At 59.9% G+C, this 19,807-nt stretch carries 21 protein-coding genes; 16 read left to right on the top strand and 5 right to left on the bottom strand.

Annotated elements, in window-relative coordinates; genetic code table 11:
* The first annotated feature begins 7 nt into the window (after positions 1-7).
* On the top strand, positions 8-190 hold the full coding sequence (locus ACRZ9X_RS12600; protein ID WP_480519322.1) for a DUF1674 domain-containing protein: 183 nt from the start codon (positions 8-10) through the stop codon (positions 188-190).
* On the opposite strand, the gene ACRZ9X_RS12595 is transcribed toward ACRZ9X_RS12600, so the two are convergent.
* Positions 191-1,051 carry a LysR family transcriptional regulator gene (locus tag ACRZ9X_RS12595; RefSeq protein ID WP_480519320.1) on the bottom strand — a complete coding sequence of 287 codons (861 nt, stop codon included), beginning with the start codon at positions 1,049-1,051 and terminating at the stop codon, positions 191-193.
* 99 nt (positions 1,052-1,150) lie between these two features.
* On the opposite strand from ACRZ9X_RS12595, the gene tmpA reads away from it, so the two are divergent.
* From tmpA to ACRZ9X_RS12575, 4 genes are all read left to right on the top strand, one after another.
* Positions 1,151-2,287, top strand: coding sequence for a 2-trimethylaminoethylphosphonate dioxygenase (gene tmpA / locus ACRZ9X_RS12590; protein WP_480519318.1), 1,137 nt, complete (start codon positions 1,151-1,153; stop codon positions 2,285-2,287).
* The gene (gene tmpB, locus ACRZ9X_RS12585) at positions 2,284-2,874 is read left to right on the top strand and encodes a (R)-1-hydroxy-2-trimethylaminoethylphosphonate oxygenase (protein WP_480519316.1); all 591 of its coding nucleotides are present in this window, start codon (positions 2,284-2,286) and stop codon (positions 2,872-2,874) included. Before tmpA ends, tmpB begins: the two co-directional genes overlap by 4 nt.
* A complete protein-coding gene (locus tag ACRZ9X_RS12580) occupies positions 2,871-3,539 on the top strand; it encodes an ureidoglycolate lyase (protein WP_480519314.1) in 669 nt (222 codons plus the stop codon). Before tmpB ends, ACRZ9X_RS12580 begins: the two co-directional genes overlap by 4 nt.
* Before the next feature lie 94 nt (positions 3,540-3,633).
* Positions 3,634-4,101, top strand: coding sequence for a hypothetical protein (locus tag ACRZ9X_RS12575; RefSeq protein ID WP_480519312.1), 468 nt, complete (start codon positions 3,634-3,636; stop codon positions 4,099-4,101).
* Here the strand turns inward: ACRZ9X_RS12575 and ACRZ9X_RS12570 are convergent.
* Both ACRZ9X_RS12570 and dapB read right to left on the bottom strand, forming a co-directional pair.
* Entirely contained in the window at positions 4,098-4,781 is a 684-nt protein-coding gene (locus ACRZ9X_RS12570) for a DUF2306 domain-containing protein (protein ID WP_480519310.1), read from the bottom strand. The two genes, ACRZ9X_RS12575 and ACRZ9X_RS12570, sit on opposite strands and share 4 nt — an antisense overlap.
* A gap of 545 nt (positions 4,782-5,326) precedes the next feature.
* Complete coding sequence (gene dapB, locus ACRZ9X_RS12565; RefSeq protein WP_480519308.1) at positions 5,327-6,136, bottom strand: 4-hydroxy-tetrahydrodipicolinate reductase; 810 nt, start codon at positions 6,134-6,136, stop codon at positions 5,327-5,329.
* Positions 6,137-6,228: 92 nt separating this feature from the next.
* Here dapB and rbfA point away from each other — a divergent pair, with 92 nt between their 5' ends.
* From rbfA to ACRZ9X_RS12530, 7 genes are all read left to right on the top strand, one after another.
* Positions 6,229-6,624 carry a 30S ribosome-binding factor RbfA gene (gene rbfA / locus ACRZ9X_RS12560; protein WP_170453633.1) on the top strand — a complete coding sequence of 132 codons (396 nt, stop codon included), beginning with the start codon at positions 6,229-6,231 and terminating at the stop codon, positions 6,622-6,624.
* Positions 6,621-7,355, top strand: a complete 735-nt coding sequence (locus ACRZ9X_RS12555) for a phosphodiester glycosidase family protein (RefSeq protein ID WP_480519307.1) — start codon at positions 6,621-6,623, stop codon at positions 7,353-7,355. The genes rbfA and ACRZ9X_RS12555 overlap by 4 nt, the downstream gene beginning before the upstream one ends.
* A gap of 60 nt (positions 7,356-7,415) precedes the next feature.
* A complete protein-coding gene (gene truB, locus ACRZ9X_RS12550) occupies positions 7,416-8,321 on the top strand; it encodes a tRNA pseudouridine(55) synthase TruB (RefSeq protein WP_480519305.1) in 906 nt (301 codons plus the stop codon).
* A 21-nt stretch (positions 8,322-8,342) separates the two neighbouring features.
* On the top strand, positions 8,343-8,846 hold the full coding sequence (locus ACRZ9X_RS12545; protein ID WP_480519303.1) for a DUF1643 domain-containing protein: 504 nt from the start codon (positions 8,343-8,345) through the stop codon (positions 8,844-8,846).
* A 95-nt stretch (positions 8,847-8,941) separates the two neighbouring features.
* Positions 8,942-9,958, top strand: coding sequence for a calcium-binding protein (locus ACRZ9X_RS12540; RefSeq protein ID WP_480519301.1), 1,017 nt, complete (start codon positions 8,942-8,944; stop codon positions 9,956-9,958).
* Between the two features lie 143 nt (positions 9,959-10,101).
* Positions 10,102-10,371 carry a 30S ribosomal protein S15 gene (rpsO, locus tag ACRZ9X_RS12535; RefSeq protein WP_008757925.1) on the top strand — a complete coding sequence of 90 codons (270 nt, stop codon included), beginning with the start codon at positions 10,102-10,104 and terminating at the stop codon, positions 10,369-10,371.
* 234 nt (positions 10,372-10,605) lie between these two features.
* Positions 10,606-12,138 (top strand): EF-hand domain-containing protein, encoded by a 1,533-nt coding sequence (locus ACRZ9X_RS12530; protein ID WP_480519299.1) that lies wholly within the window; start codon positions 10,606-10,608, stop codon positions 12,136-12,138.
* 10 nt (positions 12,139-12,148) lie between these two features.
* On the opposite strand, the gene ACRZ9X_RS12525 is transcribed toward ACRZ9X_RS12530, so the two are convergent.
* Positions 12,149-12,526, bottom strand: a complete 378-nt coding sequence (locus ACRZ9X_RS12525) for a winged helix-turn-helix transcriptional regulator (RefSeq protein ID WP_480519297.1) — start codon at positions 12,524-12,526, stop codon at positions 12,149-12,151.
* A gap of 182 nt (positions 12,527-12,708) precedes the next feature.
* Between ACRZ9X_RS12525 and ACRZ9X_RS12520 the strand changes: the two genes are divergently transcribed.
* Positions 12,709-13,479, top strand: a complete 771-nt coding sequence (locus ACRZ9X_RS12520; RefSeq protein WP_480519295.1) for a nuclear transport factor 2 family protein — start codon at positions 12,709-12,711, stop codon at positions 13,477-13,479.
* An 86-nt stretch (positions 13,480-13,565) separates the two neighbouring features.
* On the top strand, positions 13,566-14,384 hold the full coding sequence (locus tag ACRZ9X_RS12515; protein WP_480519293.1) for a DUF2189 domain-containing protein: 819 nt from the start codon (positions 13,566-13,568) through the stop codon (positions 14,382-14,384).
* A 170-nt stretch (positions 14,385-14,554) separates the two neighbouring features.
* Here ACRZ9X_RS12515 and ACRZ9X_RS12510 read toward each other — a convergent pair whose 3' ends face one another.
* Positions 14,555-16,156, bottom strand: coding sequence for a BCCT family transporter (locus ACRZ9X_RS12510; RefSeq protein ID WP_480519291.1), 1,602 nt, complete (start codon positions 16,154-16,156; stop codon positions 14,555-14,557).
* Positions 16,157-16,481: 325 nt separating this feature from the next.
* On the opposite strand from ACRZ9X_RS12510, the gene ACRZ9X_RS12505 reads away from it, so the two are divergent.
* Positions 16,482-17,360 (top strand): hypothetical protein, encoded by an 879-nt coding sequence (locus ACRZ9X_RS12505; protein ID WP_480519289.1) that lies wholly within the window; start codon positions 16,482-16,484, stop codon positions 17,358-17,360.
* Positions 17,361-17,591: 231 nt separating this feature from the next.
* Positions 17,592-19,742: a polyribonucleotide nucleotidyltransferase gene (pnp, locus tag ACRZ9X_RS12500; protein WP_480519287.1), complete on the top strand. Its 2,151-nt coding sequence runs from the start codon at positions 17,592-17,594 to the stop codon at positions 19,740-19,742.
* The last annotated feature ends 65 nt before the right edge of the window (positions 19,743-19,807 follow it).

Raw genomic sequence — 19,807 nt, 5'->3', positions numbered from 1 at the left:
CGATGTCATGAGCGACCAGCGCAAAGACCTGCCCCCCGCTGCCCAGCGCGCCCTGGCCGAAGCCGAAGAGCGTCGCAGGAAGGCCGAGGCGGAAGCCAAGGCACAGCCCAAAGAGCTGGGCGGGCGCGACGGCCCGGATCCGGCCCGTTACGGCGATTGGGAGAAAAAGGGTATCGCCATCGACTTCTAATCAGCCCGCGCCTTGCAACGCCTGCAGGAAATCGTCAATCAACGCCCGCTGGCGTTTTGATCGCACCCGATCCTCGGGCCATGTCAGCCAATAGCCGTCTTTGGTTTTCAGCTCTGGCAGGTCCAGCTTGCATAAACGTCCTGACTGCAGGCTCCCTGCCGCCAGCGGGACCGAGCCCAAAACGATCCCCAACCCATCCCGGGCTGCCGTGATCGCGTGGCCAATGGAATCAAAACTGATGCGACCCGGTGGCAAGTCCCCGATTCCGGCGACCTGCGCCCAATCCTGCCAACCGGGCCGCTCGCCTCGCAGATCAATGACCGGCGCGCCCCATTCGACACCCGGCGCGGCCATCGGTGCCAACACTTCGGGCGCGATCAGTTTCGCCTTGCGACCGGGCCATGATCCGCGACCATAGCGAAGCTGCAACCATGTCCGCTCTTCCTCCAGAGACGACCGGCGGGCCACGGAATCGGTCATCACCCGAACTTTGGGCCGCATCTCGAGGAACGCGGGCAGAGCGGGCAGAACCAGCGCGTGGATTTGCGACGACAACCCAGCCACCCGCAACTCGCGGGGGGATTTGCCGAACAGGTCCTCGGTATTTCGCTCCAGTGCCTGCAGGCTGTCCTGCACCAGCGGCAGGTAACTTTCGCCCTCGATGGTCAGCGACACCCCGCGCGCCTCACGCACGAACAGCGATCGGCCCAGCCACGCCTCAAGATTGCCGATCCTCTGACTGACCGCTGCCTGCGTCAGGCCAAATTCGCGCGCGGCGGCCGAGAAGCCACCCAACCGGCCTGCGGCTTCGAACACACGCAGCCAGTCCAGCGGCGGCAATCCAATCTGTTTCTTAGACATTAGATTTTCCAACCCTCAGTCGCAATAAGGATTAATTGTCGTAATGCCATGAACCGCGTATCTCCTCAACCATAGCTCGCGCTGAACAGGAGAACCCCAATGCTGCGCCAAGCCACCCATGATTCGTCGGTCGTGACTGTTGAATTCACCGGCGGCACCCGATCCCGGTTTCACGCCATCTGGCTGCGCGACAACGCGCTGGACCCTGAGACCCGCGCGCCGGGCAATGGTCAGCGTCTGATCACCATCGGCGACATCCCCGCCGATACCGCGATCCGCGCCGCCGAGGTTACCAATGGCGATCTACAGGTCACTTTCCAGCCCGAAGACAAGACCGTCACCTTCCCCGCCGACTGGCTGGCCTCGCACAGCTACGACCGTGATCACAATGCGGATATCGGGCGCATCGCCCCCGGGATCACCACATGGGCGCACGGCATCGACGCGCCCAGCGGCGACTGGGCTCAGGTTCACGTCGACCCCGCCGCCAAACGCAACTGGCTGGCCGCCGTCGCCGAATACGGTTTTGCCAAGCTGACAGGCGGCCCGACTGAACCGGAATCGCTGCTGCGGGTGGCGGACCTGTTCGGCTATGTCCGCGAGACCAACTATGGCCCCTATTTCGAGGTGCGCACGGAAGTGAACCCGACCAACCTCGCCTATACCGGGCTGGGTTTGCAGGCCCATACCGACAACCCCTATCGCGACCCGGTGCCGACGCTGCAGATCCTCTACTGTCTTGAGAACAGCGCCGAGGGCGGTGACTCCATCGTGGTCGACGGGTTCCGCGCTGCCGAAAAGCTGCGCGATCAGAACCCCGAGGGCTTCGCCCTGCTGGCAGGCTATCCCGCGCGGTTCGAATACAAGGGCTCGGACGGGGTCTGCCTGCGCGCACGCCGCCCGATGATCGAACTGTCCCCTGATGGCGAGTTGATCGGCATCCGCTTCAACAATCGCTCGACCGCGCCGCTGGTCGACATCCCGTTCGACAAGATGGAGGCCTATTATGCCGCCTATCGTCAGTTGGCCGAGATCATCGACGACCCGGCGATGGGCGTGTCGTTCAAACTTGAACCCGGCGAAAGCTTTATCGTCGACAACACCCGCGTCCTGCACGCCCGTCTTGGGTACTCGGGCGCAGGGTCGCGCTGGCTACAGGGATGTTATGCGGACAAAGACGGGTTACTGTCCACACTGGCGGCGATGGAGATGACACAACCGGAGGCGGCGGAATGAAACCCGATTTCTCGACCCTGACCCGCGACAATATAGTGGCCTTCATCGGCGATATCTTTGCCCGCCGGGGCGGTGAGGAATATCTGGGCGAACCGGTCACCATGGCCCAGCACATGCTGCAAGGCGCGACCATCGCCGAACAGAACGGCATGCCCGAGGAAATCATCGTCGGCGCGCTGCTGCATGACATCGGCCACTTCACCTCGGAATTCGGCACCTACCACCCCGACGACACCGAGGATCGGCACCACGAGGACGCGGGGGCCGAGGTGCTGGAGCAGTTCTTTCCCTCTGTCATCACCGATTGCTGCCGATACCATGTGGCGGCCAAGCGCTATCTCTGCGCCACCAAGCCAGACTATTTCAACCGCTTATCAGCCGCCTCGGTCCACACGCTGGAACTGCAGGGCGGCCCGATGAGCGCCAAAGAAGTCGCCGCCTTCGAGGCCAACCCGAACCTGAAAGAGATCATTCAGGTGCGATATCTGGATGAGGCTGGCAAGCGCGCGGATATGCAAACCCCTGATTTCGCTCATTTCGCCCCGATGGTGCAGCGTATGGTCGATAAACATATGGAGGTCGCATGAACGCCCCCGAATACATCTTTGAAGCCAGCACCAAGCCCTCGCTGCCCTGGCACGAGGTTCCCCTGATCCGGGCCACCGACGAATCCGTCAAAGGCTATGGCTGTCTGGTCGACGACCCCGAAGGGTTCGAGATCGAGATCACCCGTTGGCCACAACAGGGCTGGCGGCCCATCGATGACGGCACCGGCGACGAAGGCGGCTGGGTCGAGGGCACCTTTCACGGCGAATGGAAGGGCGACGTGCTCTATGGCCGGAACGAGGCGGTCGGCGGCCACTATGTTCTGGGCTGGTCCACCGACCCGCAGCAGGCGCAGGCAGACCGGCAAACCGCACCCCGCGATCAGGTCTTGCTGTGGCACATGAACTACCATCCGGATGGGGGTCAGATGTTCTGGCCGCTGGACAAAAAGCCCTTTATCATCCCCGCCGCTCTGCCGGGTGACAATCTGACACCGGAAAAGGTGGTGGCCTTCTGGTGCGACGGCTCCAAAGGTCTCTACATCCATCCCGGCATCTGGCACGAGGGGATTTTCCCGGTCGAAGACACTCAACGGTTCCTTGACCGTCAGGGCGCGGTTCACGCCCGTGTCAGCGCCGATATCGGCAAGGAATTCGGCGTCTACCTGTCTTGCCCGCTGCGCGCGAACAAGGTCAGGGACCTATAAGGACACGCCCTTCGGGGGAGCGTTTTCAGATTCCCTTAACCTTTGCTGCAAACTGCTGCGATACTCTCCTTTGGCGTGTGCAACGGAGGCGCAGATGGCATTGGACCAACGGAAACTGGTCCAACTGGGAACCGCAGCCAGGGCAAGCGCGGTGTTGCCACGGATTGCCCTTGGCGCAACCGGCAAGAATGACGCGTTCGAAGCGCAGTTTGCCGACACGCTTGATCGCCTGCGCGCGGCCTATGCTGCGTTTGGTTTCGCCGAATCCCAGCCTCTGTCAATCTCCACCGGTGATACGAAAAATAACGGCGGCCTGCGGCACGACTTTGATCAAGATGCTCTGCCGACGAATGGTTTCATCATCCAACCTCTAGACTGGACCGAAATCGGTGAGATCATCTTCGGCGGCGAGGTCGCGCTATTGGGCATATCAATCGGCGCCGAGCGGCTGACCTATGCGCGCACAGGGCAGTTCCCGACATGGGATCAAAGGTTGGGCGCACTGTTCGCGTTGGCTGCGCAGGAGCGCAAGGAACCGCCCGGATTAGCCGCATTTTGCTAAGCGCGGCTGGTCAGTTCACCCTGATGGGCCCTGCGCTTGCGCGCGACCCACAACTGCACCGCCAGCAGATAGGGAACAAAGAACGCGAAATTCTGCACCAGATCGAACGGGCCCGAGAAATCGGGCGCGGACCCCAGCCCTCCGGTCAGCAGATACCACAGCGTGTAGTGCAGCCGATACAGCCACGATCCCAGCGCCAGCCAGAACAACCGCAGACCCCACGCCCAATGGCCCGTGCGATCCCGGATCAGCGCCATTCGCGCAACCATCAGGGCCGATGTGAACAGACACAGACCATAGAGAAAGAAAGCCGCCGACATCACCGGCCCACCGATTGTGCCGCGCAAAGGGATATAGGTCATACCCGCCAGCCCGGTGATCAAAGCCAGGGTCACCAGCACTTTGCCCAACAGTCGGTGAAACCCGATGAATTTACACCTCAGCCCTTTCAGCAGTTGCAAAGGAACCAGCACCAGCATCACCGTACCGGCAAAGATGTGCAGCATCATCGCCGCATTGCCGACGCCTTGCCCCTTTTGAAACAGATAGCTGCGTTGCGCGGCATCTTCGGACAACCCGACACCGATCATGCCGAACCCGTGAACGACAAAGGGCAGCAGCGTCACATAGAACACTGCCAGCAACATCCCAGGAACGACGCGCGATTTTTCAGTCTCCATGTGCCGAGCCTAGAGCCAAAAAAGAGGAGGTCCACGGTTTTAGAACGAGACTTACTGTTTGGCGTCAAAAAGAGCTTTCTGCTACGCTCCGACCGTCTGAGATCGGGCCTCCTATAGAATGCTCGGTCTCAACCTATACATTGGAAAAACATGAAATAAGGAAAAACATGCTAACGTTGTTTTTGTTCATGTTTGGTTTCGTTTTCATCATGGCCCTAACATCGTGGGCTTCCATGATTTTTCTGACTTCGGTTTTTCCGATATTCAAATTTAAGGACGAGTTTATTGACTTCTGGATCAGAACAAGAGGCTCACCGCCATCACGCAGACGATTGCTTCTGAACGCCCATGGGGCATGCAATATGTGGTTTAGGAACGAAATATGCGATGATCTAAACGTGCCAAATGGGATTCGAATCGTACCGAATTCCAACTACATCCACTTTTTCATGATACAGTTTGCATCGCTTTTTGCAGCGGTATTTTTTTGGATCGTGATGTTCATTCTTTTTGTACTTGCGCGCACCTACATCTAGCTGCAGCCCCTACAATCCCAACACATCCACCATGTCATACTGACCCGGAGCTTTCCCCTGCCCCCACAGCGCGGCTTTCAAAGCACCGCGGGCAAATATGGCGCGGTCACTGGCCAGATGGCGCAGGACGATGCGCTCTCCGGGCGCGGCGAACAAAACGTCGTGTTCGCCCACGATGTCTCCGCCACGAATGGCGTGGAACCCGATATCGCCGCGCTTGCGGGCACCGGTGATGCCGTCACGCCCCCGGTCGGCCACATCCGCCAGATTGACCCCGCGTCCTTCGGCGGCGGCTTCACCCAGCATCAAGGCGGTGCCCGAGGGCGCATCGACCTTGTGGTGGTGGTGGCCTTCGATCACTTCGATGTCGAAATCGTCGTCCAACGCAGCGGCGACCTTCTTGGTCAGCTGCACCAAAAGGTTGACGCCGAGGCTCATGTTGCCCGCACGCACGATCACCGCATGACGCGCGGCGGGTTCCAGCGCGGCGATCTGTTCGTCCGTTATGCCGGTGGTGCCGATCACATGGACACAGCGCGCCTGCGCCGCCAGTGCGGCGAATTCCAGTGTTGCCTCGGGCGCGGTGAAATCAATCACTGCCTGCGCCTGCGCAAAGGCCTCTAACGGGTCGTCCGTAACGATGACGCCCAGCGCCGCACCGCCCATAGCTGTGCCCACATCCTGACCGACCCAGTCATGACCTTTACGTTCAACCACGCCGACCAGACGCGCCTGATCGCTGTCGGTCACGGTCTTGATCAGCATCTGCCCCATTCGGCCCGAAGCCCCTGTGATGACGATCCCCGGAATATGGGTCATTGCGCTGGTCCTTTTCGTTAAGTCGGCTCAAAGCCTCCTACCCCGTTCGCGCCCGCTTGGCAAAGGCCAGCTTTGCGCTTAGATCGGGGATTATGGCAAAGAACAAATTCCACGATGGCCCCGGCCCGTCCCAACGGCAACTGCGTGTCGGCGAACTGATCCGCCGCACCCTGTCCGAGGTTCTGGCGCGCGGAGATGTCCATGACCCCGACCTGAACCGCATGTCGATCACCGTGGGTGAGGTGCGCACCTCGCCCGATCTGAAAATCGCCACCGCCTATGTGCTGCCTTTGGGCGGCAAGGGGCAGGAGGATGTGATCGAACTGCTGGCCCGCAACAAGGGAGAGCTGCGGCGCGTGATCGGCAAGAAGCTGAACCTGAAATTCTCACCCGATCTGCGGTTTCGGCTAGATGACACGTTCGACCGTCTGGATGACACCCGCCGCATGTTCGAGCAGGACGCGGTGCGCCGCGATCTGGACGAGTGATCCGGGCATTTGCCACGATAGGCGTAGTCCTGTGGGCCGTGCAGGCTGGTGCGGTGACTTGCGAGAAGGTCACCCATGAAGACAAGCGCTACACCGTCTGCGAGGTGGATGCATCGGAAGATCTGCGCCTGTTCCTGAACGACGCGAACGGAGATGTGCTGGGCCACTTTTCCAGCGTGAACGAAGTGTTGGCCGCGCAGGGCAAACGTCTGGCCTTTGCGATGAACGCGGGCATGTATCACGACGACCGCTCGCCTGTCGGCCATTATGTCGAGAACGGGCAAGAGCAGATGCGCGTGATCGCCAACCCCGGCCCCGGCAATTTCGGTCTGCTGCCCAACGGTGTGTTCTGCATCCGTGATGGCCGCGCTGATGTGTTCGAAACGCTTGCCTTTGTCGATCAGGCGCCAGACTGCCGTTTCGCCACCCAATCCGGTCCGATGCTGGTGATCGATGGGGAATTGCACCCGCGCTTTTTGCCCGACTCGACGTCGCTTTTTATCCGCAACGGGGTGGGCACCAGTGCCGATGGCACCCGCGCGGTGTTTGCGATTTCGGATGACTACGTCACCTTCCACGAATTCGGCAGGCTGTTTCTCGATGTGCTGCAAACGCCGAATGCGCTGTTCTTCGATGGTAATATCTCGCGGATGTATGAGCGGGCCAGCAATCGCTCGGATATCGGTTTCTCGCTGGGGCCGATCGTGGGTGTGGTCGAAGACGCACCCTGAAATTGACAGCGCCTGAGCGATCCGCTAACTCGCGCGCCTTGGCACGAATCTGGGTGAACTATGGGACGCAAACGCAAGGGCCGCGACATCTCGGGCTGGCTGGTGGTGGATAAGCCTGCGGGCATGACCTCGACCGCTGTGGTGAACAAAGTTCGGTGGGCAATGGACGCCAAGAAAGCGGGCCATGCAGGCACGCTGGACCCCGAGGCGACCGGCGTTCTTGCAGTGGCTTTGGGCGAGGCGACCAAGACGGTTCCCTATATCACCGATGCCCTGAAAGCCTACACCTTCACTGTGCGTCTGGGTCAGGCCACCAACACCGACGATGCCGAGGGCGAGGTAATTGCGTCCAGCGTTCTGCGCCCGTCGGATGAGGACATCAAACAGGCGCTCAGCCCGTTTCTGGGTGAGATCATGCAGGTCCCGCCCAAGTTCTCCGCCGTGAAGATCGACGGTCAACGCGCCTACAAACTGGCTCGCGATGGCGAGGATGTGGAACTGTCCGCGCGGCCTTTGTGGGTTGAGGAACTGGTGCTGGTCGACCGCCCCGACGCCGATCACGTCGTGCTGGAAATGACCTGTGGTAAAGGTGGCTATGTGCGGTCCATCGCCCGTGATCTGGGTGCAGCGTTGGGCTGCCACGGTCACGTCAAGGAACTGCGCCGCATCTGGTCGGGCCCGTTTGAGGCCGAGGATGGGCTGAGCATCGAGCAAATCGATGAGATGGCCAAAACCACCGCGCTGGACGCCTATCTGCACCCGCTGGAAACCGGCCTGTCGGACCTGCCCGAGCTGAAATGCACCCCAGAAGGGGCCACACGTCTGCGCAACGGAAACCCCGGTATGGTTCTGGCCTCGGACGTGGAGTATGGCGACGAGGCATGGGCCTCACTGGACGGCAAGGCCGTGGCTGTTGGTATCTACAAATCCGGCGAATTGCATCCCAGCCGGGTGTTCGTTTCCTGAGCCGCATGTTAGGCGGTGGACATGATCACCCGAACCCACACCAAGGGCGACGCGCCCTCGACCGCCGTCTATTCCGATTGCGAGAAGTATCGCTATAGCCTCACCCGTGTCTGGGATGCGGCGGGGCGTAAGGCTTTGTTCGTCATGCTGAACCCCTCGACCGCGACCGAGGTGCAGAATGACCCCACGGTCGAACGCTGCGAACGCCGCGCGCGGGCGCTGGGGTTCGGAGCCTTTCAGGTCACCAATATCTTTGCCTGGCGCGACACCGATCCGCGCAAGATGCGTGCCACCGCCGACCCGGTCGGCCCCGCCAACGACGCGGCCATTCTGGACGGCGTCAAATGGGCCGATCAGGTCATCGCTGCCTGGGGCACCCATGGCGCGCATCTGGATCGCGGCCCGGCCGTCGAGGCGTTGCTGCGCAGTGCCGGGCAACCTCTGTTCCATCTGGGGCTGACCAAGGCAGGTCACCCCAAGCATCCACTGTACATTGCATATACCCAACGCCCTGAACCGTGGTGATAAAGGGTTAACCAAGGACTCAACTTGTCTTTGACCAAACCCCTGATCTAATGGAATATTTTACCCTCGAAACAGCGCGTTCACGGAGGGAGTCCATGTTTCTGATCGGAGTGCTGAGCCTTGCAGCCGTTGGCGGGGCCGCTTACGCCATTGGTGACGTGTTTGCCGCGGATGAAGAGGTTGAGGATGACCCCGTGTCAGAGGACACTCCCGAGGATTTGCCAAAGGGGGATTTTCTGGACGTCGATGAAAACACTGATGACCCTGCGCCAACTGATGTTCCGGAACCATTCACGGGCACCATCGTTTCGGAATTCGAAGGCCACCTTGTCGTCGCCGGGGACGAGACGCCGGATGTTTTGACCGGGCAGGATGGCAACGATCAAATCCACGGGTATGGCGGCGATGACACGGTCATCGGCGGCGACGGAGATGATGTTCTGCATGGCGGGACCGGATCCGACCTGATGTCGGGGGAGCAGGGCGACGACGTTCTGCACGGCGGGGCGGATGATGACGTGCTGCACGGCGGCGACGGCGATGATAAGCTTTACGGCCACTTTGGTGCCGATCAGTTGCAGGGTGGCGACGGCGAAGATGCGCTGTATGGCGGTCAGGACGATGACATATTGTCCGGCGGCACCGGCGATGATGCCCTGCAAGGTGGCAGCGGACACGATGTATTGGATGGCGGCGCAGGCAATGATGCGCTGTTTGGTGGGGATGGCGATGACCTGCTGTTTGGCCACGACGGCGATGACTCGTTCGATTTCCTCAATGGTGGCAAGGGCGATGACACGATCCACGCCGAGAGCGGTGATATTGTCACCGGGGGGGATGGGAACGACCAGATCATATTGACGCCTGAGGAAGAGGACGCGCCTGTGAAGGTGATGGATTTCCAATCGGGTCAGGACAAGTTGCTGCTGCAGTGGGAGGGCGAGCCTGATCCCGAAATCAACTTTGAGACAGATACCGAGAATGAAGACCTGAAACATGTGATCGTTGACGGGCAAACCGTCGCCACGCTGTTTAAGGCAGATGACGTGTCGCTCGAAGACATCGAGCTGATCTCGACGGCTGATCTGACACAGCTTGCCACTCTGCGCTGACGCTGCAGAATCTCTTTGCCATTTGCACGGAATGCGCCTATACGCGCGCATCCGTTCCGGAATCGGTGCGGTTTTCTCCATGGGCCTGTGCTGGACGACATCCCGGCCTGCGCCATCAACTCTAACCTTTAAAGGAGACCCCGATGTCGATTACTGCCGCTGAAAAAGCACGCGTCATGAAAGAATTCGCAACCAAGGACGGCGACACCGGTTCGCCCGAAGTCCAGGTTGCCATCCTGACCTCGCGCATCACCACCCTGACCGAGCACTTCAAGACCCACAAGAAAGACAACCACGGTCGTCGTGGTCTGCTGAAGATGGTTGCCCAGCGCCGTAAGCTGCTGGACTATCTGAAGGGCAAGGAAGAGGCCCGGTACCAGGACCTGATCAAAAAGCTGGGCATCCGCCGCTAAGCGCGTTTTGTCCGGATTGTACAAGCTCTGAGAGCCACTTTGTGCAATTTGTACGTTTTTACGCCCGCCATTTTGGCGGGCGTTTTTCGTTTTCTGGGGTCCCGGTTCGATAAACACAGCAGCGACCGGTGCCCACAGACTGCGCCCCGACGACGTTAACCTTTCATTAACGATTGCCCTGCCACCATCGGGTGCTATCCATTACCCAAGTGTTGATTTCAGGACATTGATTTTATGAAGCTTAACAGATTCCTATGCGCCCTGTTGTTGGTCGGGGCGGGGCAGATCGCGTCGGCACAGTCGGAACCCACACCCGAACCGGGGCCGAACCTGACGCGGCAGATGATCGAGCGGATCACCCTGAACCCCACCGCCTTCACGGAAGAGGCGATCCGGCAGTTGTTCCAATACGCGCCCGATGGAGAACTGACCCGAGACGCCATCGCGGTGCACGAGGCGATGCAGACAGCGCGGCAGCGGGCCAATGCCTTGGGTCGTGTATTGGCGTTCGATCTGGATGGCGACATGGAGGTGTCGACAGCCGAGGTCGAACGGCAGTTGCCCTATCTGAACCAAGGACAGTCGGTGGCGCTGCAGACCCTGCTGGCAACCGCAGATCGCAACCGCGACGGCAGCTTGTCGCTGACCGAGCTTTGGCAAGACGCGATGTCACGCGAGGCGCGGATGCGGCCGGACCGGAAACGGATGGAAGAGCTTTTGCAGTTTGACGCCAATCAGGACGGTAAGGTCACCCCGGACGAGATCGCACAGACCGTCGAAAAGATTGCAGCCAACGAAGTGTCACCGAACGTCACCCCGCCGAAATCCCTGCGCCAACCCGTCGCCGGACGGGTGTGCGACTTTCCCGAACCTTCGGCAGAGGCCGAAATCCTGCTGCTCGGCGGGTATGAGGGCTATGCGGTTTCCAACATGGCGATGTCGGGGCTGGACCGAGAGACCTCGGCGGCGGTCATTCATATCGAAGACGGCGAGGCGCCGCTTTATATCCTAGCGACAGCATTCGACTCGATCGTCTGGAAGGTCACCGGCGACACGGACCGGGTGGAACGGTTTGTCGCCCCCGGCACCGCCCGGGGTGTCGGCGTTGCCGGGCTTGCGCCCGAGGTCGTTCACTTCGAACCCGGGCGCAACTGTTTGCCCAAGTATTTCAAGGACCGCGACTCGGGCGAGGCGATTGCTGCCAAAGGGCGTGTCTCATCCAAGCTGAAGCGCAATGTGGATCATATGTTCGGGGCCTATACGCTGGGCGAGATTCACCTGCCCTCGGGCGCACATAAGGGCATCACGGGCGGCGGCGCCAAGGCGAACGGGCTGACCATCATCAAGAACAACCGGCGTTACCTTGTGACCGATGACGGGGTGCAGGTGCTGGACCCACCAAAAGACCAGCAGGTTGGGGATCTGGAGCGCAAACTGCAGAAGCTGTTGCTGCGCCACTACAAGGGCGGGGTTCTGGAATTTGCCGAAGGCGAGGTTGTGGCCTCGCATCAGGCCGAGCCCTATGACGTGCTGCCGCAACAGGCGGGATTGCTGCAACTGGCCCGACAAGGCGCGCTGAGCCAGACGCCCGATGGCTATTTCAAGATCGACAAGCCGATCCCACGGTTTCCGGCGGGTCTGAACGGCGGGCATTCGGTTCGCTTCATCCTGTCGACCGGCGTACCGATGCCGGGCGGTTCACCCGGGCATTCGACCGTGATCCGCGAGGAAGACGGGACCTGCGTCGCGGGGCACAGGTGCCCCTGAGCCGGAGGATTCAGTCGGGGTGGGCGCGCTCATACTCCATACGCGCGGTTTTGACCTGATCCATCTGCTCGTGCGACCAGTAGACCAGCGGCTTGAGTAGCTGCAGCAGGTCACGGCCCAGAGGCGTCAGCGCATAGGACACCGCGACCGGCGGGCCGGGATCGACGGTGCGGGTCAGATAGCCATCGCGCTGCAGCCCGCGCAGGTTTTCGGTCAGCACCCGCTGGGTGACGTCGCCGATGCAGCGCTTGATCTCTCCGAACCGTTTCGGTTCGTCCTCAAGCGCCAGAATGATGATCATCCGCCATTTGCCGGTGACGTTCGACAGAACGGACCGGATTGAGCAGTTTGACGCTTCGGCCTTGCTGTTGACGCCGATGGGAAGCATGGGGACCTCTGGTTCGATATGGATACCTGAGGCGATCATAGTACCATTATACAACGGCGCAAAGCACTGTTTTGCATGGTAGTATCCTGCAAGTAACCATGTAATTTTAAAGTGCGTAATTGTAATGTGGTGCGTTTTTAATACTTACTGTCACCACAACACGAATCATCAGGAATTGACCCATGACCCCCAAAGAGCTTGTCCTCGCCCTGTTCTCGGCCGCCTTTGTCGAGCATGACCCCGAAGCCGCGCGCCAGATCGTGAGTGCCGACTATATCCAGCACAACCCGCAGGTGCCCACCGGGGCCGAAGGTCTGATGGGTCTGATCCCGCTGGTTGCACAGTCGGGCATGACCGCCACCACCCATCGCGTGATCACCGAGGGTAACATGGTTGTGCTGCACAACACCTATGACAATGCGGATGCGTTCGGGGCCTCTTCGCTGGCGGCGTTTGACATCTTCCGGGTGGATGACGGGAAGGTTGTCGAACATTGGGACAACCTGCAGCCCATCCCCGAAACCACCGCGTCGGGGCGCGGTATGACGGACGGGCCCGTCGAGATCACCGATCTGGACAAGACGCAGGACAACAAGGCGCTGGTGCTGGGCTTTGTGCGCGATGTGCTGGGCGGTGCCGCGCCCGAGAATGTCGCGAATTACATGGACCCCGAGGTTTACATGCAGCACAACCCCTCGATCGACGACGGGCTGTCCGGCCTGATGGCCGGGATCGAGGCCTTTGCCGCGCAGGGTATGGTGATCACCAAGTTCGAGCCTCAGTTCGCGGTGGCCGAGGGCAATTTCGTCTTTGTGGCGACGGATGCGATTATGGGCGGTGAGCCTTGGGCCTTTTTCGATCTGTGGCGGGTCGAGGACGGCAAAATCGTCGAGCATTGGGATGTCGTCTCGCCCATTCCTGCCGAGATGGCGCATGGCAACGGCAAGTTCTGACGGCCGGGTGGGGCGGGCGCCGGTCGCGCCCGCCCCCTTGCCCTGATGCCTCGGCTGATGCAAAGTTTCATGCGGAGGAGTGTGTCATGGCAGCCAAAACCACAGGGTCCTCGCAACCGGACAATCTGACGCCGCAGCAGGGTACTGTGCCCGAGGTCAACACGGTGTCCGCGGAAGATATCAGGGCATCGCTGAAGGCCGGGTTTTCCGACTTTCTGGCGCGGCCCGTCATGAGCGGGTTTTTCGGTCTGTTCTATGCGCTGTTCGGCATCCTGTTTGTTTGGGCGCTGGTCTGGCTGGGCAAAATCTGGATGATCATTCCCGCCGTCATAGGCTTTCCGCTGGTCGCGCCCTTTGCGGCTGCCGGGCTTTATGAAATGTCGCGTCGGCTGCAAAGCGGGCAGAGCTTTGGCTGGTCGGACATTCTGGGTGTCATGGCCAATCAGCGCAAGCGCGAGCTGGGATGGATGGCCTTTGTCACCCTGTTCATTTTCTGGGTATGGATTTATCAGGTGCGGCTGTGGCTTGCGATTACCCTGCAGAATGCTTCATTCTCGGATATGAACGGGTTTTTGAACACCGTATTCTTCAGCCCACAGGGCTGGACCTTTCTGGCCATTGGTACCTGCGTCGGCGCGTTTCTGTCGGCTGTTTTGTTCGCGGTGACAGTGATCGCCATGCCGATGTTGCTGGACCGGGAAACCAATTTCGTCTCTGCCATGCTCACCTCGATCCGCGTCGTCGCCGAAAGCCCGGTGGTTATGCTGGGCTGGGCGGCCATTATCTCGGTCACGATGCTGCTGTCACTGGTTCCGGCGTTTCTGGGCCTGATCTTTACCCTGCCAATTCTTGGGCACACCACATGGCATCTGTATCAGCGGGCTGTTCCACCGGCCAAGGCGTGAAATGTCCGGTCGTCGCTTGTTCCAATGAGCGGTCGAATTTTGTCGTCGGCGCCTATCCGGTGTGGCTTGCACCGGTCCCACATTGACAACCGCTGCAAGCCATTCTTTTGGGTTCACGCATGTCAGCGACCGGACACATTAGACATTATCCTGTCGCTGACGGTGCTGCGTTACATCTTGGCCCGCTCTGATTTCAGCGCCAGCCACAGGCAATAGCACATCACCAGAACAACCAGCGTGAACGGGATGCCAGTCGAGACCGCAGCCCCCTGCAACGCGGCAAGACCGCCGCCCAGCAGCAGCGCGATAGCAACCAGACCTTCCAGCGTGCACCAGAACACGCGCTGGATCACCGGGGCGTCCATCTTGCCGCCAGCCGTGATCGTGTCGATCACCAGTGAGCCGGAATCGGACGAGGTGACAAAGAACACCACGATCAGCACTAGCGCGATGGGCGCGACGATGCCGTAGAGCGGCAGTTCTTTCAGGAAGCCGAACAGCGCGCCTTCGGGGGCATAGCTGTCGATCACCGTGGCGCGGACGCCTTCCGCTCCGCCTGCGTTCAGCATGTCGATGGCGGCACCGCCGAAGGTCGACATCCACAGCGCGCAAACTGCCGTAGGGGCCAACAGGGCGCAGAGAATGAACTCACGCACTGTGCGGCCCTTGGAGATACGGGCGATGAACATGCCGACAAAGGGCGACCACGCGATCCACCAGGCCCAGTAGAAGGTCGTCCAGCCGTGGAAATAGCTGGTGTCTTCTCGTCCGAATGGATTCGACAGCGCCGGAAGGTGCGTCACGTAATCTACCATCACGTTGAAATACCGCGCGATGGCGGTGCCGACGCCGGTGACGACGATGACAAAGATGAACAGACCCACGGCCATGATCATGTTGATCTCGCTCAGCCGTTTGACGCCCGCATCCATGCCCAGCAGGACCGAGCCCAGCGCGATCAGGGTGATGCCGATAATAAGCAGGACGGTCACGGTCGGGCTGGGTTCGATGCCGAACACCTCATTAAGCCCGGCGGCGACCTGCTGTGCGCCAAGACCCAGCGATGTGGTCAGACCAAAGAGCGTGGCAAAGACTGCCAGCGTGTCGATCATGTGGCCCCACCAGCCCCAGACGCGTTCGCCCAGAATGGGATAGAACGCAGACCGCAAGGTCAGCGGCAGGTCAAGATTATAGGCAAAGATCGCAAGGCTGAGGCCAACGGCGGCATAAACTGCCCAGCCTTCGAGGCCCCAATGGTGGATGGTCCCGACGATGCCTGCATATTCATTGCCCGGAACCGCGATGTCGATTCCCAGCGGCGCGGCGTTGCCGCCCTCGGCAAAGTTGTAATAGACCGGCTCCATAACGCCGAAGAACAGCAGTCCGATGCCGATACCGGCGGCGAACATCATCGCGATCCAACCGGCATAGGAATAGTCGGGCTTGGCGTCCTTGCCGCCGATCCGCACCTTACCCACTGGCAGGATGATCAGCACCAGACAGAACAGGGTGATCGCATCGACCGACAAGACCAGGAACCAGTCAAACGTGCTGGTCAGCCAGGGCCGGAGCCAGCCAAAGAAGGTTGCCGCGGCCTCCTGATTGGCCAATGCGATCAGGACGAACGCAAAGATCAGGATGCTTGAGATCAAAAAGACCGGGTTGTGGATATCCAGACCGAAGGGCCGGACGTTATCCTGCCCAAGCTCATATTCGGTCTCGAAGTCATAAATCCGGGGATCCGGATCCAGCATTTTCTTGGTTTGTGCCATTCGTCTGCCCTTCTGTTCGCTAAGTGCAAACGCCAAGGTATTAGACCAGCGGACGGAGAGGAGAGTGTTGTCCCTTGGCGCATTTCCGTCACTTCCACCGCAGGTTCAGTGGTAAAAGCCTATACCGGCACGGAAATTTCACAAAATATATTCCATAAAAATAATGTTAGCGTCACGGATTTACCTGTGACTGCCTGTATTCGACACGCTGCCCGTTCGCTGGGTCACTGAGGTTTCGCCCCGAAAGACTGCGGCGTGTTGACATTCCGAATGGGTTAAGATGTGACTGCCCGCACAACCAAGAGTTTATCGGCCCGCTATTTTCATGACCCTTGTCTTTAGTTCACTGTTGCTGTCGCTGGGCGTCGCTTTGCGCATGATTTTGCCCGTCATCGTCGTGAGCATTGCTTCCACATTCGTCTGGACCTTGCTCAGCATCCCGACGGCAGGGCTCGCAAGTCATTTCAGCGAACCGGTAACCGCGGCCGTCATCAGCCTGCTGGGCATACGAACGGCTCTTGCGCTCAATGGCGATCAGCGCCGCACCGAGATGAGCATCCTGCTTCTGAAGTCAATCCTTTACGGCATTTTCTTGTTTGTTCTCAACAGTGCTTTGCTTTGGTTAGGCACTGTTGCGACCGCTTTTTACGCGACTTGGCAACTCGGCAATGGACTGTCCCTATACACCATCAAAGAAGCTTCAGAATCCGCCCGGATCGGGTTCAGCTTACTTTGGCTTGGCAGCAACGCGATTTATGCTGTTGTGATCCTGACGGTCACAAACAGTGTCATGGCGGTCCCGCTGGCCAGTGCGGCGCGCGAAGCAAGCCACACAGCATCGGGCCAAGGGTTTTTTCACGGCGCCGGGCGCAGTTTTCTTCCCCTGTCCTGCGTGGTTTTCGTGTCCTTCTTCCTCCAGATCTACTTTGGGCTCTACGCGATGCTTTATGCCCTTTTCCCGCTCGCACTGACCTTCATTTCGCTCGTCGTCGCCCAGTCATTGCCAGATCTGGATTTGGACGTCCTTTTCAAAGGCCTTGCCGCATCGTTCGGTCTGCTTTGGCTGAATTCCTGGGTCTGGTCTGCCTCTGCCCTTGCGCTGCTCAAGTTCGATGGCCGACCCACCGAGCAGCAAAGACCTGCCCCATCTGCGGGCGCGGACCCCGCGTTAGACATTCGCGCACTGCGGAAATCCCGTGAATAGACGTGAGCTGGCAGAGCGATCTTCCCGCGCAACAGATTGCAGAGTTCCGGATCGGCGGCACATGTCAGACCTCTTTCCTTCCCGCGTATTCTGCTGTATGGGCCACCCATCTGAGACGTTGTGCCCTGACCCCGGCACTCGAACGGAAGATAAATGGGGTCGGCGGCAATGGGGCCGCCATGCAAACCGGAGACCCGCAGGGGCGGGAGTGCTCCGTTCTAGGATACGCATATGTTTGATGTAACGAAGAAATCAATGCAGTGGGGCGAAGAGACGCTGACACTGGAAACCGGCAAGGTTGCCCGTCAGGCCGACGGCAGCGTGATTGCCACGCTGGGCGAAACCAGCGTCATGGCAAACGTGACCTTTGCACGGGCGCAGAAACCCGGTCAGGACTTTTTCCCGCTGACCGTCCACTATCAGGAAAAATACTATGCCGCCGGTAAGGTTCCGGGCGGCTTCTTCAAGCGCGAAGCGCGCCCGACCGAGAAAGAGACGCTGACCGCGCGTCTGATCGACCGTCCGATCCGCCCGCTGTTTGTTGACGGCTTCAAAAACGAAGTTCTAGTCATGTGCACCGTGCTGAGCCACGATCTGGTCAACGATCCCGACATCGTTGCGATGATCGCGGCCTCTGCCGCGCTGACCATTTCCGGCGCGCCGTTCATGGGCCCGATCGCCGGTGCCCGCGTTGGTTTCGAGGATGGTGAATACGTTCTGAACCCGACCGTCGACGACATGCAGGACCTGCGCCTGAACCCTGAACAGCGTCTGGACCTGGTTGTTGCCGGGACCAAAGACGCCGTGATGATGGTGGAATCCGAAGCTTACGAGTTGTCCGAGGCGGAAATGCTGGGCGCGGTGAACTTTGCGCACGCGCAGATTCAGCCGGTGATCGACCTGATCATCAGCCTCGCTGAAGACGCCGCGAAAGAGCCGTTTGAATTCGAAGCGCCCGACTACTCTGACCTGTACGCTGCTGTTGCCGCCGCCGGTGAAGAGCAGATGCGCGCCGCCTTCGCGATCACCGACAAGCAAGAGCGCACCGCCGCTGTTGCCGCTGCCCGTGAAGCGATCAAAGAGGCTCTGACTGAAGAGCAGCTGGAAGACGGCAACCTCGGCTCCGCGATGAAAAAGCTGGAAGCAGGCATTCTGCGCGGCGACGTTGTTAAAGGCGGCAAGCGGATCGATGGTCGTTCGACCACCGATATCCGTTCGATCGTGGCAGAAACCTCGATGCTGCCGCGGACCCACGGTTCGGCGCTGTTCACCCGTGGTGAAACGCAGGCGCTGGCCGTGACCACGCTGGGCACCGGTGATGACGAACAGTTCATCGACGCGCTTCATGGCAACTTCAAATCGAACTTCCTGCTGCATTACAACTTCCCTCCGTATTCGGTTGGCGAAGTCGGCCGCGTTGGTGGCCCGGGCCGTCGTGAGATCGGCCACGGCAAGCTGGCATGGCGCGCCCTGCAGGCGGTTCTGCCTGCGGCGACCGACTTCCCCTACACGATCCGCATCGTGTCCGAGATCACTGAATCCAACGGATCAAGCTCGATGGCGTCGGTCTGCGGCGGTTCGCTGTCGATGATGGATGCGGGTGTTCCGCTGAAGGCACCGGTTGCCGGTGTGGCCATGGGCCTGATCCTGGAAGATGACGGTGAATACGCCATCCTGTCGGACATTCTGGGTGACGAAGACCACCTGGGCGACATGGACTTCAAGGTGGCGGGTACCGAAAACGGCATCACCTCGCTGCAGATGGACATCAAGGTCGCGGGCATCACGCCCGAGATCATGGAGAAAGCCCTGGCGCAAGCCAAGGACGGCCGGATGCACATTCTGGGTGAGATGGGCAAAGCCCTGTCCGAGACCAACGAATTCTCGGTCCACGCCCCGCGCATCGAGACCATGAACATCCCGACCGACAAGATCCGTGAAGTGATCGGCTCGGGCGGTAAGGTCATCCGCGAAATCGTCGAGGTTTCGGGTGCCAAGGTCGATATCAACGACGACGGCGTGATCAAGATCGCTTCGCCCGATGGTGAATCGATCAAGAAAGCCTATGAGATGATCCACTCGATCGTCGCCGAGCCGGAAGAAGGTCAGATCTACACCGGTAAAGTGGTCAAAATCGTCGACTTCGGTGCCTTCGTGAACTTCTTTGGCAAGCGCGACGGTCTGGTGCACGTGTCCCAGATCGAAAACCGCCGCCTGAACCATCCGTCGGATGTTCTGAAGGAAGGTCAGGAAGTAAAGGTCAAGCTGCTGGGCTTTGACGACCGGGGCAAGGTGCGCCTGTCGATGAAAGTCGTCGATCAGGAAACCGGTGAAGAGATCGTTCCCGAGAAGAAAGAAAAGAAAGAAGAAAGCGCAGAGTAATCTGCCATCACTTTCAAACAGAGCTGAAAGACCCCGGTCACTGCCGGGGTCTTTTTTATTGCCAG

The organism is Ruegeria sp. AL1 (genome assembly GCF_056540905.1).
This window is presented reverse-complemented; position numbering and strand designations above follow the sequence as displayed.

Excerpts from the sequence above, each read along its gene's own strand:
- ACRZ9X_RS12600 (WP_480519322.1), top strand. The coding sequence starts at position 8 with ATGAGCGACCAGCGCAAAGACCTGCCCCCCGCTGCCCAGCGCGCCCTG.
- ACRZ9X_RS12505 (WP_480519289.1), top strand. The coding sequence starts at position 16,482 with ATGACCCTTGTCTTTAGTTCACTGTTGCTGTCGCTGGGCGTCGCTTTG.
- ACRZ9X_RS12515 (WP_480519293.1), top strand. The coding sequence starts at position 13,566 with ATGGCAGCCAAAACCACAGGGTCCTCGCAACCGGACAATCTGACGCCG.
- ACRZ9X_RS12525 (WP_480519297.1), bottom strand. The coding sequence starts at position 12,526 with ATGCTTCCCATCGGCGTCAACAGCAAGGCCGAAGCGTCAAACTGCTCA.
- rbfA (WP_170453633.1), top strand. The coding sequence starts at position 6,229 with ATGGCAAAGAACAAATTCCACGATGGCCCCGGCCCGTCCCAACGGCAA.
- ACRZ9X_RS12595 (WP_480519320.1), bottom strand. The coding sequence starts at position 1,051 with ATGTCTAAGAAACAGATTGGATTGCCGCCGCTGGACTGGCTGCGTGTG.
- rpsO (WP_008757925.1), top strand. The coding sequence starts at position 10,102 with ATGTCGATTACTGCCGCTGAAAAAGCACGCGTCATGAAAGAATTCGCA.
- ACRZ9X_RS12570 (WP_480519310.1), bottom strand. The coding sequence starts at position 4,781 with ATGGAGACTGAAAAATCGCGCGTCGTTCCTGGGATGTTGCTGGCAGTG.
- truB (WP_480519305.1), top strand. The coding sequence starts at position 7,416 with ATGGGACGCAAACGCAAGGGCCGCGACATCTCGGGCTGGCTGGTGGTG.
- ACRZ9X_RS12520 (WP_480519295.1), top strand. The coding sequence starts at position 12,709 with ATGACCCCCAAAGAGCTTGTCCTCGCCCTGTTCTCGGCCGCCTTTGTC.
- ACRZ9X_RS12575 (WP_480519312.1), top strand. The coding sequence starts at position 3,634 with ATGGCATTGGACCAACGGAAACTGGTCCAACTGGGAACCGCAGCCAGG.
- ACRZ9X_RS12545 (WP_480519303.1), top strand. The coding sequence starts at position 8,343 with ATGATCACCCGAACCCACACCAAGGGCGACGCGCCCTCGACCGCCGTC.
- pnp (WP_480519287.1), top strand. The coding sequence starts at position 17,592 with ATGTTTGATGTAACGAAGAAATCAATGCAGTGGGGCGAAGAGACGCTG.
- tmpA (WP_480519318.1), top strand. The coding sequence starts at position 1,151 with ATGCTGCGCCAAGCCACCCATGATTCGTCGGTCGTGACTGTTGAATTC.
- ACRZ9X_RS12540 (WP_480519301.1), top strand. The coding sequence starts at position 8,942 with ATGTTTCTGATCGGAGTGCTGAGCCTTGCAGCCGTTGGCGGGGCCGCT.
- ACRZ9X_RS12580 (WP_480519314.1), top strand. The coding sequence starts at position 2,871 with ATGAACGCCCCCGAATACATCTTTGAAGCCAGCACCAAGCCCTCGCTG.
- dapB (WP_480519308.1), bottom strand. The coding sequence starts at position 6,136 with ATGACCCATATTCCGGGGATCGTCATCACAGGGGCTTCGGGCCGAATG.
- tmpB (WP_480519316.1), top strand. The coding sequence starts at position 2,284 with ATGAAACCCGATTTCTCGACCCTGACCCGCGACAATATAGTGGCCTTC.
- ACRZ9X_RS12530 (WP_480519299.1), top strand. The coding sequence starts at position 10,606 with ATGAAGCTTAACAGATTCCTATGCGCCCTGTTGTTGGTCGGGGCGGGG.
- ACRZ9X_RS12510 (WP_480519291.1), bottom strand. The coding sequence starts at position 16,156 with ATGGCACAAACCAAGAAAATGCTGGATCCGGATCCCCGGATTTATGAC.